Below are 14,223 nucleotides of genomic sequence, written 5' to 3'. Positions count from 1 at the left end.
TTAATTTTAGGAATTCAGATCAATACCATATCGATAACACATGCGTAAAACTTATAAAGGAGAAAAAAATGATAAAGAACGCACCATGAACAAACTTATTTTGTCTGTTGGTCAGGTTCTTAGAGAAAAGGGGTATACAGGATTAACAATTGCCAATATTTCTAAAATTGCAGGTGTTGACAGAAAACTCATTTCGCTTTATTTTGGTTCCGTTGATAATTTAGTGGAAATCTATATTAGAAGTAAAGATTACTGGGTGGCTGCAACCTTGGGCGCTGTTGAATATTTTGGTAGCGCACCAAAGGAAGGGTCAAAAGGTTTTCTGGAATCACTTCTATTGAATCAAATGGATAGTTTTCTTGAAAATACTGAAATGCAAAAGGCAGTCCTCTGGCAAATAAGTGAAAAATCAGAGATTATGTCACAGATTACAAGAGAGCGTGAAAAGATGAGCGCCTTATTCTTCGCATTTGCCGATCAAGAGCTAGAGGGTAGAAATGTTGATTTAAGAGCCATTAGTAGTATTCTTACTGCGGGGATTTATTATCTAGTATTGCATTCAATAAATACGGACAGTACTTTTTGTGAAATTGAATTAAATGATGAGGGATTAGACAGAATTCGTAATGCAGTTAAAACAATTCTTTCCTGGGCTTATGGGGAAAATGAAAAAACTGTATCTTCATAAGCGCTGTTCTTATTATATACTATTTATTTAATATGCATAGCTATGATTCAACAAAGTAAATTATTGCGAATGGACAATGTTGGTATTGTAGTAGACTCGCTAGACAAAGCTATTTTATTTTTTGCAGAACTGGGATTGCAGCTTGAAGGACGCAGTATTATCGAGGGCGAATGGGCAGGTCGAATTACAGGTGTCCCTGGACAGCTGGTTGAAGTGGCGATGATGGTTACGCCTGATGGCCATAGCAGGCTAGAATTATCTAAATTCCATGCGCCACCAGTGATATCTGACCATAGAACTCCACCTGTGAACTCTTTAGGCTATTTGCGAGCGATGTTTACAGTTGATAATATTGATGAGTTGTTGACGAGACTTATCACACATGGAGCTCAGCTTGTGGGAGAGATTGTCCAATATGAGGATGCTTATCGCCTTTGCTATATCCGTGGGGTGGAAGGGCTACTTATCGGTTTGGCTCAACCCGTCCGCAAATAGTTACTGTAGCTTCTAACACCAAAACATAACCTATACTTCTACTCAAATTTGTATGCCAATTTGTCAATTGTGCTAACTAAATCTTGGTAAATACATCGTATTGTCATACAGAAATCAGGATTTGATCCAAGGAGATACCCATTTCATACAACACACTTTTTGGCATATCATTAGCCAGCTTAGATTTATATTCAGAATCATGGGAAAAAGATTATTGATCGTATTAATGGCATTTGTAATTGCTGATATTTACTTCTTCCAAGCATTTACCACTGTTTTTCACGCACCATTATTGCATAAAATATATTGGTACATAGATGTATTAATGCTTTTAGGTGTGTTTATGCTAATTTTTTTTCGGCGGCAGGGGAGGGATATACAACGATTGGCAGGTGATTTAGCCACTACTTTTCTATTAATATTTATACCAAAATTATTTACCTTCCCGATCTTATTGATTGAAGACGTGATCCGTCTGCTACAGGCTTTTCCACCCCGAAATATATATGTAAGCGAACTGGTGCTTACACTTGCAATGTTAATTCTATTCTTTATCACGTTCGGGCTGACAAGAGGGCGACATCTTTATCAAGTAAGGGAAGAGACCCTGAGCTTTCCTGATTTACCAGATGCCTTCGACGGTTTTAAAATTACACAGATTTCAGATATTCATTCCGGAAGTTTATCCGATATCAACGGTGTACGAAAGGGCATCGCTTTGGCAAATGCCCAGCATAGTGATCTGTTGCTGTTTACAGGAGATCTTGTTAATAACAAAGCCGCTGAGATGGAATCTTGGATATCGGATTTCAGCTTATTAAAGGCTCCGTTTGGCAAATTCTCAGTGCTCGGGAATCATGATTATGGAGATTATTTGCAGTGGAACAGCGATGAGCTAAAGGCGGAAAATCTTAATAGGTTGAAAGAGATTCATCAGGAAATGGGATTTAAACTATTGATGAATGAATCTGTCGCTATTCAAAAAAAGGGGGCCAGTATCGCATTGATCGGTATAGAAAATTGGGGGAAGGGTGGTTTCCATCAATATGGAGACCTCAGTAAAGCAACCTCCCAATTATCGATTGATTCTTTTAAAATATTGATGTCACATGATCCCTCGCATTGGGACCTAGTGACCTTAGCACATAATCAGCATGTGCACCTGACTTTTGCTGGCCATACACATGGTATGCAATTTGGGATCGAACTTTTTGGTTTTAAATGGAGTCCAATACAATATTTTTATAAACAGTGGGCCGGATTATATCAAAAACAAGGTAAATATCTGTACGTAAACCGTGGCTTCGGTTACCATGGGTTAAAAGGAAGAATCGGTGTATGGCCGGAAATTACTGTCATCACGCTCAAAAAGTCTACCCATAATTTTCCGGTATCCTAAAAGATAACCGAAGGTAAATAAGAACTAAGGCGAAATGTACCAGTTGCTTATTAAATTCCCAACAATGCAGCACTGGGAGTGCATTTATACAATTCTTGCACATGTTGTCATCAGTACTATCACACATAATACCAATAGGACAATAACAGTTGTAGTATAAGGTGTTCTTCTCATAACTTTTATTACTTATAAATTCTAATTGACAAAAGTCATGCCTTATTGTAAATATCATTGTAGCGCTAATAAAACTTGTAGTTTGAAAACTACAGGTGATAAAGAAGTTAGCATCCAAATACCCTTATATTGAACTCTTATTATTGTAAATAGGAAATGTGGCTGAATAACCTGAATTGGCCGAAAAGCATATCAGTCTGTTGAAATTTCATATCCCAAGAGATTAGTAATAACGCTGTTGAACAAACAACCCTCAAATAATCAGGAGATAGCATAAAGCTCTTATGGTAGGCCGTCCAACCATAAGAGCTTTAATAAAAAATTGCAGAAAAATCGTAATCCTACTCGTCGATAATCGATAGGCTACTAACAACTTCGAAAGTCGATACATGGTAATCATCACCAAAAAACAAGCCATTGATATAGTGCTGGATGGGATAGAAAAGATCTATGGGAGTTTCTTTATAAAAAGTTTTGAAATCATTTGGAATAGAATAATAATGGCTGTACTTTCCTTTTCCAAGGCTAATACCACCAATTTTTTTCAGGTAACCTGTTATCTTGTGTGTATAGGATTTTGAGAATTCCTCGCTTGTTTCCAAAAAATAGTCCTCAATATAGAAATTTCTTATGTCGTTTAATTTTATAGCTGCCGTTTTATCAGGTTTTATCCTACGCGAATAGGATATATCGCTTAAAATGCATGTTGCTTTTTGAACGGTAGAGACATCAATAAAATAATCCCCATCAACCATAAGATGTTTACTATCCCGGTAGATCCCCAAGATCATCTCGTTGATTTCTCTATCAGAATAGTCCATTATATTTGAAGATCTCCCAAACTTTTCGAATTGCAGTCCGCTATCTTTGACATTTTTTCTGATTTTATTTAGCTCATATTGCTGAAAAGTTCTAATTTTTTCCATATCAGTCGCTCGTTATTTTTAGCACCTTAAAGATAATTTTAAAACTTCGCTTTCAGTATCTTTCTTGAGATCTAATTACAATTTGAATCAAATCTAATTTAACAGTAAGATAATTTTTAGACAACATCGCCTTAGCCAAATGGCATTGCTTTGACAAACTAAACCTTGTGAATGAACGGAATAGGTTCCCAATTGAAAAAACATCTTAATTGCTCACATCGTTTTTAAGCCATTACCGAAAGTTTAAAAAGCATCCGTCGTACCCTTTATTTAACAACACTATATCAATTCGAATTCCATCATTAAAGTTTCCTGTCCATTGACAATAATGGAAATTTTGTGTTTACCAGTGTATAATTTTCTAGTAGTGATCACTTTAAATGACTGTCTCCGTTGTATCAAGCGGGTTTCAGATGCCTGGTAGATCTTTTCACTAATTTTGAATACTTTGCGTGACATTAACCCATTTGACTTTTGATAATGCAATCCATACTCTAGTCTGAGGGGTTTTGAGCGAAGATGGGTGTTTTCAATCTTAAAGGAAAAACTAACATAGTCGCCAATTTTTACAACTGGAGTTTTAATTTTCAAATCAGTGACCTTGAAATGTGCACTATCCAAACCGTAATAATGCAGAATCTCTGGATGTCCTTGCTTGAGCAATGTACGGCATGCATGTTTTATAATTGCATCTGTATCTTTACTAATCCCTCTCCAATGACATGCTATATTCAATAAAATAGCTGGATGATCTTTCGAAATATCATTTAAATTATTGGCGACACTTCTTCTTACAGTTTCGGATACATCATTTTTTAGCGAGTTCAGAATGGGTAAAATTGAAGCCGGATCTTTTTTCAAAAAGGGGATAGCTATTGCCCATGGCAATCGTGGACGAATACCTTCACTTGCTAAACGGCGAACTGGTGCATACGGACTTCCAGCCCATTCCTTCATAACAGCGATCATCTGCTCTCTATATTTGATAATAAAGGGACGAACTGCAAATTCACAGGTTATGAATGTTGTAACTAATTCAAACGATTGTACTGCTAATTCAAAATGATCTATACCATAAGTTTCAATATAGTCAGGAAAAATAATATATTCAAGCCCGCCAGAATGCCCCTCTGCAATTAAATTTTTGACAACCTGATTGATCAAGTTAACTGCATCTCGAAAATCGGGGGGCAGAAAATCATACAGGATTTGCGTGCTGTGTTTTGTCCGTTCCTTCCATTCTAAATCATTAAAATTAGTACCAAAAATTCGCTTGATAAATTGCTTGCGATCAAAATCAGGTTTCACCCTGCTAAACTGATCTGCTAGCTGTTGGTAGAAACTGGCAGAATAGATATCTTTGATAAGACTCATAAATACGGATGATATAGTTTAAACATATTACATTCTTAATAAAGAAATAACTAAAAGGAAAACAATATTATAGTATCTAATAAACGATAAAACCTAACTAAATTTTTGAATAGCTGCAGGACTTACTGGAGTGAAGAAGTTCAGCAGATTTCCATGGGGATCACAAAATAACAGTGAACGATTTCCCCAAGGCATCGTGATAGGCTTTTGAATGATTTTCTCAGTGATATTTTTTATCCTTAAATATCCTTCATCCACATCATTCACCTTAAATTCAATGATGATAGCGGAATTATTTCCGTTAATTGTTAAGTCATCTCCAAATAACTGTAATGTGTGTGTACTACCAATGGCCAGTGTAATGGCATTTATTGACAATTCCGCAAAATCCTCTGTGGACCAATGGGCATCGACTGCTAAAGTCTTTTCGTAAAACGCTACAGACTTCCTGATGTCGTTTGTAATAATTCGAATGGATTGAAATTTCATGTTATAATGTTTTTATTGCTCGACAAAGCTAGACCATAGAACTGACAATAGCTTGTCAACATTAAAAAGATAATGAATAATAAATCGGGGATTCAGATGTATACTTTCAGGCCACCAATAGGCTGGAAAATAGTTGTAAATTATAGAATTTAACCTCATTCGACTTTTATAACCTGCATAACGCGTTGTAAAAGTTGATTAAGTGTTTTCAATTCATCATCTGTCAATAATTTTGAAACTTTTTTCGCAATACTTTCCCTAAAGTTTTCCGAATTATCGATGATATACTTACCTTCATCTGTTGCTGTTAGATCAAAAAACCTACGATCTATCGGGGACTGCTGTTGTGCGATAAGCTTATTTTCAATCAGAAATTTAAGCTGTTTGGAAATAGCAGCCTGACTAATTTGAAAAGCTGCGGCAATCTGTTTTCCTGTTACCTGACGGTTTCTATAAATATACTCAATAATATTATAATGTGTAGCAGTTACGCCATGCACATTGCCCTTATTCATGTGTGCCAATATATAGCACTGTAAGTCTGTAAAGACATGATAGAACTCAATTCCACTCTTTTTCATAAAACAATACATTAGTTAACTTTGTTAAGTAATATACTTAACAAAGTTAATCAATATCAAAGATAATTAAAATGGAGCATATCATCGTTATTAATGCTAAGCAAAACAATTTAAAAAATATCTCGCTTAATATCCCCAAAAGGCAGATTACAGTTTTCACAGGTGTATCTGGTTCGGGCAAGTCGTCCCTAGTGTTTGGGACTATTGGAGCAGAAGCTCAACGCCAATTTAACGAAACTCAAACGAGTTTTATCAGAAACCGATTGCAACATATCGGGGTACCAGAAGTGGACAAAATAGCGTATTTAAATGTGCCAATTATCATCAATCAAAAAAGATTAGGTGGCAACGCCCGTTCTACCGTGGGTACCGCAACAGATGTTTATAGCTCATTAAGGTTGCTTTTTTCTAGAATGGGAACACCTTTCGTCGGATATTCCAACGTGTTTTCATTTAATAATCCACAGGGAATGTGTCATGAATGTGAGGGTCTTGGTTTTGTACAGACCATAGATGTCGGGCAGCTTCTGGATAAGGATAAATCCTTGGATGAAGGCGCAATCAAATTTCCGACATTTCAGCCTGGTGGATGGCGCTTAACCCGTTATACACTATCGGGATACTTTGACAATAATAAGAAACTAAAAGACTATAATGAATCGGAATGGGACATGCTCTTAAATGCGGCGGAACATAAACCCAAACATCCTGATAGACAATGGGGGAAAACTGTAAAATATGAAGGATTAATTCCCCGCATTGAAAAGGCTTTTCTAAAGAAGGACTCGAAAGAACATATCGCCCGTAAAGAAGTGCTCAAGAAGATCATTATCACGACAGACTGTCCTGTGTGTAATGGCAAAAGACTAAATAAAAAGGTATTATCCTGTAAAATATCTGGAAAAAGTATAGCCGATTGTGCATCACTTGCAATAGATGAACTCCTTAATTTCATAAATACCATAAGCTCGAACACTTACGAAGTTTTGTTAAACGAACTGGCCCGGAAATTACAGCATATTGTTGACATAGGTTTGCAATATTTGACGTTGGAACGACGCACAGACACCTTGTCGGGAGGGGAATCCCAACGAATCAAGATGGTGCGTAATCTCAATAATAGCTTGACCGATCTGCTTTACATTTTCGATGAGCCGAGTATTGGGCTTCATCCCAAAGATCTCCAAAATATTGCGGCGATTATCAAGCAGATTAAAGCGAAAGGAAATACTGTATTAATTGTTGAACATGACCCAGATTTGATCAAAATTGCAGATTGGGTTGTTGATATGGGCCCTGGATCTGGAAAAGCGGGTGGTGAAATTATGTACCAAGGCAAATTTGAGGGACTTCAACATTCAAAAGGGCAAACCGGCGCTTATTTTGTACAGCAGTCCGGTTTCAATCGGTCCCCCCGTTCAGCCCAGGATTATCTGGAGATAAAGCAAGCGAGCCTACATAATTTAAAAAATATCAATATTAAAATACCTAAGCATGTACTGTCTGTTGTTACTGGGGTTGCTGGTTCAGGCAAAAGTACCTTGATCAACAAGGTATTGCCAGCATTTTATCCAGAGGTCATCGTAGTCGATCAGACGCTATTCGTGGCTAATGCGCGTTCAAATTTGCTTACTTATCTAAATTTATCGGATGTCATTCGAAGGCTCTTTTCAAAAGCCAACAACGTTTCTGACAAACTATTTAGTAGAAATAGCCTTGGAGCCTGTGACATCTGTAATGGATTGGGGGTGGAAAAAATTGATCTTGCATTTATGGAGGATGTCGAACAAGCTTGTGAGCATTGTGGCGGTTCGGGTTTTACACCTAAAATTCTAAATTATCGCTATAAAGCTAAAAATATAGTTGATATTATCAATATGACGGTCACGGAGGCGGCCAACTTTTTTCCAGAAGAGCCATTTCATTCAGCGTTTGATTTATTATCCAAGCTTGGTCTTGGCTATCTTAGCCTAGGACAGCGACTGGATAGTTTCTCGGGTGGTGAACGGCAACGGCTAAAACTTACACGCAAACTCCATCAAAGCAATGGTATTATTATCCTTGATGAACCGAGTACAGGGCTGCATACGACAGATACGGAAAAGCTATTGAACTTTATAGATATTCTTGTAAAAAATAACAACACGGTTATTGTGATCGAACATAACCTTGATGTTATTGCGCAAGCAGACTGGGTAATAGATATTGGTCCAGGGGCAGGCAAATATGGAGGCGAACTACTTTTTGAAGGTACAGTGTCCAGTCTATTAAAAGATAGAAGGTCATTAACAGCGGATTACTTGCGACAACACTTAAAAATGACATAATAAACTATACTTGTTATTCTGCATTATTTGAAGCACAAAGTGCTATTGTAGGTTGAATTTCAGATTAACCAAGCCATAATTTTACAAATCAATCCTGTAATTCCATAAAGAGTTCAGGACAGTTTTTGCGCAAATTTGTAAAGTAAGATTAAACATACGGATATGGCTACAAATAATTATAAAGAAACAATTTACATACCCTTGGAGGACGTTGAAAGCGAACATTCCGCTTTAATTGTTGAAAAAGAACTGGGCCTACTAAAAGGGATTGAAAGCCACAAAGTAGAATTAAATAACCGTAGGGCAGCTATAACTGTCAAAAATAATGATGTTATTGCCATGGCCGTAAAGGCTGTCAAAGACCTTGGTTATGGCGTATCGACTACAAAAAAAAATTTTCCGGTATTGGGGATGACCTGTGCTTCCTGTGCAAGCAGCGCAGAGAGTATGGTAAAATACGAGCCCGGGGTAGTCAATGCATCTGTAAATTTTGCCACAGGGAACTTGGCGGTTGAATATCTTCCAAATATAACCGACACCACGAAAATCCAGAAAGCCGTTCAAGCTGGTGGCTATGATTTATTAATTGAAGACGAAACGACACAACAGGAAACCTTGGATTCCATTCACGCCGAAAAACTCAAGACACTCAAAAACAAAACAGTATGGGCAATAATCCTATCTCTGCCCGTGGTAGCTATTGGTATGTTTTTTATGGAAATACCTTATGCGAACCCGATTATGTGGTTCTTTGCGACACCTGTTGTACTTTGGTTTGGGAAAGACTTTTTTATCAATGCATGGAAACAAGCAAAACACGGTTCGGCCAATATGGATACATTGGTCGCGTTAAGTACTGGGATTGCCTATACATTTAGCGTTTTCAATGTGCTTTTTGCCGATTTTTGGCATCGACGTGGCTTACACGCCCATGTTTATTTTGAAGCGGCAGCTGTGGTGATTGCTTTTATCTTGCTTGGGAAACTATTGGAGGAAAAAGCAAAGGGCAACACTTCGTCGGCCATTAAAAAACTGATGGGCTTACAACCCAAGACAGTGATGGTCATACAAGCTGACGGATCTGAACGACAGGTTGCTATAACAGCTGTGCATGTTGGCGATATTATTCAGGTAAAACCGGGTGAAAAAATTGCTGTTGATGGCATGGTCATATCGGGAGATTCCTATGTCGATGAAAGCATGTTGAGCGGTGAGCCCGTGCCTGTACTGAAAAAAGAAAATGAAAAAGTTTTTGCTGGTACAATTAATCAAAAAGGCAGCTTTCAGTTTAAAGCAGTAAAAGTGGGTAAGGAAACCATGCTAGCACAGATCATTAAAATGGTGCAGGATGCACAGGGCAGTAAAGTGCCCGTACAGAAAATGGTTGATAAAATCGCAGCGATATTTGTTCCAGTTGTAATTGTTATTACCCTATTTACCTTTGCCATCTGGTTTACGCTGGGTGGAGATAACGGCATCGTACACGGTTTGTTGGCTGCTGTTACCGTATTGGTTATTGCCTGTCCCTGTGCACTAGGATTAGCAACGCCTACAGCGATCATGGTTGGTGTTGGAAAAGGAGCGGAGCATGGTATCTTGATCAAAGATGCGGAGAGCCTTGAACTTGCTAAACGTGTAAATGCGATCATCTTGGATAAAACCGGGACAATCACAGAAGGTAGACCACAGGTAATGGGAATCCAATGGCTAAACGATGAAGATGCCACAAATGGTATCTTGTTGAATATTGAAAAACGGTCCGAGCATCCTTTGGCAGAAGCAGTAGTCAATCATTTGAAAGGAGTAATAGGGATGCCAATAACAGCGTTTGACAGCATAACGGGCAAAGGAGCAAAAGCCAATTATGGTTTGGAAACTTATTACGTCGGGAATAAGAAGCTACTGATGGAAAATGGAATTATAGTCTCACAACAATTGCAGCTTCAGGCTAATCAATGGAGTGAAGAATCTAAAACTGTTATTTGGTTTGCAAACAGTAAAAATGCACTTGCAGTAATTGCAATTTCCGATAAAATCAAAGAAACCTCGATATTAGCCATTCAAGAAATGCAGGCCATGGGTATTGATCTTTATATGCTGACGGGTGATAACGAATCTACTGCAAAAGCGATTGCCGAACAAACAGGTATTAAGCATTACAAAGCGGAAGTAATGCCACAACACAAAGCTGACTTTGTCAAAGAACTTCAGCAACGGGGAAAAGTGGTGGCCATGGTAGGCGATGGCATCAATGACAGTACGGCGCTGGCAACAGCTGACGTTAGTATAGCGATGGGTAAAGGAAGTGATATCGCGATGGATGTAGCAAAAATGACCATTATCTCTTCGGATCTAACTAAAATACCGCAGGCAATTCGGCTGTCAAAACAAACAGTAACTACAATTAAACAAAATTTATTCTGGGCTTTTATTTACAATGTAATCGGTATCCCGGTCGCTGCTGGTATACTCTTTCCAGTCAACGGTTTTCTTTTGAATCCTATGATCGCTGGAGCAGCCATGGCCTTAAGCAGTGTTAGTGTAGTGAGCAATAGTTTGCGTTTAAAATGGAAAAAATAGATAAAAATAGAAATAATAACATCAAATTAAATAACATGGAAAGCAAAAATATTCAATTCAAAACAAACCTCAACTGTGGAGGCTGTGTGTCCAAAGTTAGTGCAGATCTAAACAACGCCGAAGGGGTCTGTGAATGGAATGTCGACACATCACATAGTGACAAAATTCTTACTGTAAAATCAAACGGTATAACTGAAGAAGAAATTATCGAAATTATCAAAAAGAAAGGTTTTATCGCGGAATCACATTCCGCATAATTCTACTCAATCATCGAGGAGAGTCGTTCCTTTAACCCGAGCGGCTTTTCCTCTTGCAATACGGTTACGATAAGATCGTAGAATTCCATCGACACTTGAAACCATGTATAAACTTGCCTATGGCTAATGGCTTATATAAATAACACCTAGAATGAGTGAATAGTGTGTTTGTTTAATTCTAAAGTCAATCATTTCGAGAAACAACCACCTGATGTAACGGCTACTTTTAAAGATAAGTAAAGAACTTTAAAAATTAATAAATAGCTTAGGTCACTTGTGTGCTTGCACAATTAAGCTTATTTTAGCCTTTGATGGGTTACACTAAATCTAACATTTTCAAAAATCATGGACGATACATAATGACTTTACTTATGTTCGTCATCGTCTTGCTCACTTCCTGCCCAATAAAGAGTAGTATCAAAAGTCTCATCGGGGTACAGATAAATACGGTAAAAGGAGGAACAATGCATCGTCCGGTCCCAGCTGAAAATAGATCTGAACAATGTACCGAGTTGATAGATAGTGGAAATACGCGATCGGCCTTTGCGCACGGAAACCCTCTTTTACCAGGTGATGTACTCAAACGTACGTTGTTTTGTCCTTTTAATAAATATGGGTATCTGCGCTTGCTTACAATTAGGCACCGAAGTCAGATCGCTGTCCGAACTGTGCCCATCTTTCTCCAATATCAAACATTACGCATTTAGCCTTTAGCATTTTCCAACTAGCTTTTGGCGCGTGTGAGGAAACTATATTTATATACCGTTGAACGCTAGGACGATGAAAAAAAAATGAAGACAATAAATTTCGAATATAAACTATTATAAGTTACACATACTATGACGAATATAAAATTTAACTGTATAAATACGCATATTGGGCTGTTTATCATTGCCGTAAGCATTTTAACCGCCTGCGGAAATTCTGCAGATCATAACAAACCCAAAGTAGAAAGAGAACAACCTTCCCAAGAAGTCCAAATGCCGAAGCTTACGGAAGTTTCCTTTAAAGATGAGGCGGGAACGATTGTATCATTGAGTGAATTAAAAGGTAAAGTCATATTTATCAATTTCTGGGCGACATGGTGTCCTCCATGTATACATGAAATGCCGTCCATAAATACTTTAAGGCAAGGATTTAAGAATAATAAAAATATAGAATTCCTAATGGTCGATGTAGATAATGACATCGATCAATCAGCGGCATTTATGAAAAAGAACAACTATGATTTACCACTATACACTCCTGCAGGAGAAATCCCACCCGAGTTTTTGGGTGGATCAATTCCTACGACAGTAATTCTGGACAAAAGTGGGCAAATTGTCGAGCGCTTAGAGGGGAGTAGGGATTATGCCGCTCCAGAGATAGCAAAGGCATTGGAGGAACTGACAAAAGCAAACTAACACGAGCTTGAAAATACCTTAAAAAGAGCTAAATAGGCTTAACCTATTTAGCTCTTTTTATAATATAATCGTCTTAAGATATTGCTAAAACATATCCCTCCGCATGAAGTTTAATAACATCTAATGGGATCCATCTTCCCAATCGCCATGAACTAAAATAATTGTTACTTTGTAATTTTTCGTATTTATTGAAATTTACAGCCAAATAGATATTTAATAATTTATTAAACAAATTAATTTAAATAACGTAAAAATGAGTACACATATTTTTTAGCTCAACTGTAACTGACAAGATATGATTTAAAATATTTAATATTAAAACTATTAAATTATTTTAAAACTTATTACAACATTCAATAATTGAATTACACAGATCGTTTACCGTGGTTATAAAAATGTTACCTTCGTAATACATCAAAGCGATATTGATATGTCACAAATTAAAGAACAAACAGCCGTAAAAACTATCTATTTCAGTATTATTGGAAATACAATGTTGGCTCTGCTGAAGTGGCTAGCGGGATTTTTCGGAAATTCATACGCGCTTATCGCAGATGCCATAGAATCAACCGCAGATATCCTCTCTTCTTTTCTTGTTCTTTTTGGATTAAAGTATGCGCAACGACCCGCTGACAAAAATCATCCTTATGGTCATGGTAGGGTAGAGCCGCTTATCACCTTTATTATTGTGGGTTTTCTCATCATATCAGCTACCGTAATTGCCTATGAAAGTATTGCGAATATTGGGACACCACACGAGTTGCCCAAGCCCTGGACGTTATTTGTACTGGGAGCGATTATTATCTGGAAAGAAAGTTCTTACCGAATCGTAAAGAAAAAGAGTCGTGAAACCAATAGCTCTTCGCTAAAAGCAGATGCTTGGCATCATAGAAGTGATGCAATTACTTCTGTAGCTGCTTTTATTGGGATATCTATTGCATTGGTGTTGGGTAAGGGGTATGAGAATGCAGACGATTATGCTGCGCTATTTGCCGCCGGATTTATCTTATATAATTGTTATCATATTTTTAGACCAGCCCTTGGTGAAATCATGGATGAAAATGTCTATGTGGAAGTGATTGAAGATATTAGAAGACATGCATTGGAGGTAAAAGGAATCAAAGCAACCGAGAAATGTTATGTTCGAAAATCAGGGACAAAATATCATGTCGACTTACATGCAGTAGTCGATAGCGATATCACTGTAAAAGCAGGGCATGCCTTGGCTCATCAACTCAAAGACTATCTGATTAAACATGTTCCAGACTTAGGGCATGTCATGATCCACATTGAACCCTCGGAATATACAGACTGAAACACAAAATTGAAACAAAAATTGGTGTGTTTGTATATAAAAAAACACTGTTCGTAGAATTTTGTCAATCTGTATTTATTTTTCTTTTAGCTTTATCTTAAGTAACAGCTTGCTGCTTAAAAAATAGTCTTTTTGTAAGCGTTTGCTGCTATTCACTATGAATTTTGCTCGATACAAGAATGCTGTTCAGTTTGTGAACAGGTCATCTAGAAAAA

The 14,223-nt window shown here is 37.4% G+C and carries 13 protein-coding genes; 9 read left to right on the top strand and 4 right to left on the bottom strand.

Annotated elements, in window-relative coordinates:
* Positions 1-40: 40 nt before the first annotated feature.
* From B4A24_RS06215 to B4A24_RS06205, 3 genes are all read left to right on the top strand, one after another.
* A complete protein-coding gene (locus B4A24_RS06215; protein WP_293943601.1) occupies positions 41-688 on the top strand; it encodes a TetR/AcrR family transcriptional regulator in 648 nt (215 codons plus the stop codon).
* Between the two features lie 69 nt (positions 689-757).
* The gene (locus B4A24_RS06210; protein WP_293943599.1) at positions 758-1,183 is read left to right on the top strand and encodes a VOC family protein; all 426 of its coding nucleotides are present in this window, start codon (positions 758-760) and stop codon (positions 1,181-1,183) included.
* A 199-nt stretch (positions 1,184-1,382) separates the two neighbouring features.
* Entirely contained in the window at positions 1,383-2,582 is a 1,200-nt protein-coding gene (locus tag B4A24_RS06205) for a metallophosphoesterase (protein WP_293943597.1), read from the top strand.
* Positions 2,583-3,097: 515 nt separating this feature from the next.
* Here B4A24_RS06205 and B4A24_RS06200 read toward each other — a convergent pair.
* From B4A24_RS06200 to B4A24_RS06185, 4 genes are all read right to left on the bottom strand, one after another.
* Positions 3,098-3,682 (bottom strand): hypothetical protein, encoded by a 585-nt coding sequence (locus B4A24_RS06200; protein ID WP_293943596.1) that lies wholly within the window; start codon positions 3,680-3,682, stop codon positions 3,098-3,100.
* Between the two features lie 279 nt (positions 3,683-3,961).
* The gene (locus tag B4A24_RS06195; RefSeq protein ID WP_293943594.1) at positions 3,962-5,056 is read right to left on the bottom strand and encodes a DNA alkylation repair protein; all 1,095 of its coding nucleotides are present in this window, start codon (positions 5,054-5,056) and stop codon (positions 3,962-3,964) included.
* A gap of 93 nt (positions 5,057-5,149) precedes the next feature.
* The gene (locus B4A24_RS06190; protein ID WP_293943592.1) at positions 5,150-5,545 is read right to left on the bottom strand and encodes a VOC family protein; all 396 of its coding nucleotides are present in this window, start codon (positions 5,543-5,545) and stop codon (positions 5,150-5,152) included.
* A 155-nt stretch (positions 5,546-5,700) separates the two neighbouring features.
* A complete protein-coding gene (locus B4A24_RS06185; protein WP_293943590.1) occupies positions 5,701-6,126 on the bottom strand; it encodes a MarR family winged helix-turn-helix transcriptional regulator in 426 nt (141 codons plus the stop codon).
* A 71-nt stretch (positions 6,127-6,197) separates the two neighbouring features.
* Here B4A24_RS06185 and B4A24_RS06180 point away from each other — a divergent pair, with 71 nt between their 5' ends.
* The 6 genes from B4A24_RS06180 to B4A24_RS06155 all read left to right on the top strand — a co-directional run bounded on the left by B4A24_RS06180 (position 6,198) and on the right by B4A24_RS06155 (position 14,008).
* Positions 6,198-8,453 carry an excinuclease ABC subunit UvrA gene (locus B4A24_RS06180; RefSeq protein WP_293943588.1) on the top strand — a complete coding sequence of 752 codons (2,256 nt, stop codon included), beginning with the start codon at positions 6,198-6,200 and terminating at the stop codon, positions 8,451-8,453.
* 162 nt (positions 8,454-8,615) lie between these two features.
* Positions 8,616-11,033, top strand: coding sequence for a heavy metal translocating P-type ATPase (locus B4A24_RS06175; RefSeq protein WP_293943586.1), 2,418 nt, complete (start codon positions 8,616-8,618; stop codon positions 11,031-11,033).
* Between the two features lie 35 nt (positions 11,034-11,068).
* Positions 11,069-11,290, top strand: coding sequence for a cation transporter (locus B4A24_RS06170; RefSeq protein ID WP_293943584.1), 222 nt, complete (start codon positions 11,069-11,071; stop codon positions 11,288-11,290).
* 359 nt (positions 11,291-11,649) lie between these two features.
* Positions 11,650-11,997: a hypothetical protein gene (locus B4A24_RS06165; protein WP_293943583.1), complete on the top strand. Its 348-nt coding sequence runs from the start codon at positions 11,650-11,652 to the stop codon at positions 11,995-11,997.
* A 132-nt stretch (positions 11,998-12,129) separates the two neighbouring features.
* Positions 12,130-12,693, top strand: coding sequence for a TlpA family protein disulfide reductase (locus B4A24_RS06160; RefSeq protein ID WP_293943582.1), 564 nt, complete (start codon positions 12,130-12,132; stop codon positions 12,691-12,693).
* A 430-nt stretch (positions 12,694-13,123) separates the two neighbouring features.
* Positions 13,124-14,008 (top strand): cation diffusion facilitator family transporter, encoded by an 885-nt coding sequence (locus B4A24_RS06155; protein ID WP_293943581.1) that lies wholly within the window; start codon positions 13,124-13,126, stop codon positions 14,006-14,008.
* The last annotated feature ends 215 nt before the right edge of the window (positions 14,009-14,223 follow it).

The sequence above is a fragment of the Sphingobacterium sp. UBA7249 genome, from assembly GCF_002472835.1.
Taxonomy (GTDB): Bacteria; Bacteroidota; Bacteroidia; order Sphingobacteriales; family Sphingobacteriaceae; genus Sphingobacterium; species Sphingobacterium prati.
The sequence above is the reverse complement of the archived record's forward strand: the minus strand, read 5'-3'. Positions and strand labels throughout refer to the sequence as shown.

Excerpts from the sequence above, each read along its gene's own strand:
- B4A24_RS06215 (WP_293943601.1), top strand. The coding sequence starts at position 41 with ATGCGTAAAACTTATAAAGGAGAAAAAAATGATAAAGAACGCACCATG.
- B4A24_RS06210 (WP_293943599.1), top strand. The coding sequence starts at position 758 with ATGGACAATGTTGGTATTGTAGTAGACTCGCTAGACAAAGCTATTTTA.
- B4A24_RS06205 (WP_293943597.1), top strand. The coding sequence starts at position 1,383 with ATGGGAAAAAGATTATTGATCGTATTAATGGCATTTGTAATTGCTGAT.
- B4A24_RS06200 (WP_293943596.1), bottom strand. The coding sequence starts at position 3,682 with ATGGAAAAAATTAGAACTTTTCAGCAATATGAGCTAAATAAAATCAGA.
- B4A24_RS06195 (WP_293943594.1), bottom strand. The coding sequence starts at position 5,056 with ATGAGTCTTATCAAAGATATCTATTCTGCCAGTTTCTACCAACAGCTA.
- B4A24_RS06190 (WP_293943592.1), bottom strand. The coding sequence starts at position 5,545 with ATGAAATTTCAATCCATTCGAATTATTACAAACGACATCAGGAAGTCT.
- B4A24_RS06185 (WP_293943590.1), bottom strand. The coding sequence starts at position 6,126 with ATGAAAAAGAGTGGAATTGAGTTCTATCATGTCTTTACAGACTTACAG.
- B4A24_RS06180 (WP_293943588.1), top strand. The coding sequence starts at position 6,198 with ATGGAGCATATCATCGTTATTAATGCTAAGCAAAACAATTTAAAAAAT.
- B4A24_RS06175 (WP_293943586.1), top strand. The coding sequence starts at position 8,616 with ATGGCTACAAATAATTATAAAGAAACAATTTACATACCCTTGGAGGAC.
- B4A24_RS06170 (WP_293943584.1), top strand. The coding sequence starts at position 11,069 with ATGGAAAGCAAAAATATTCAATTCAAAACAAACCTCAACTGTGGAGGC.
- B4A24_RS06165 (WP_293943583.1), top strand. The coding sequence starts at position 11,650 with ATGACTTTACTTATGTTCGTCATCGTCTTGCTCACTTCCTGCCCAATA.
- B4A24_RS06160 (WP_293943582.1), top strand. The coding sequence starts at position 12,130 with ATGACGAATATAAAATTTAACTGTATAAATACGCATATTGGGCTGTTT.
- B4A24_RS06155 (WP_293943581.1), top strand. The coding sequence starts at position 13,124 with ATGTCACAAATTAAAGAACAAACAGCCGTAAAAACTATCTATTTCAGT.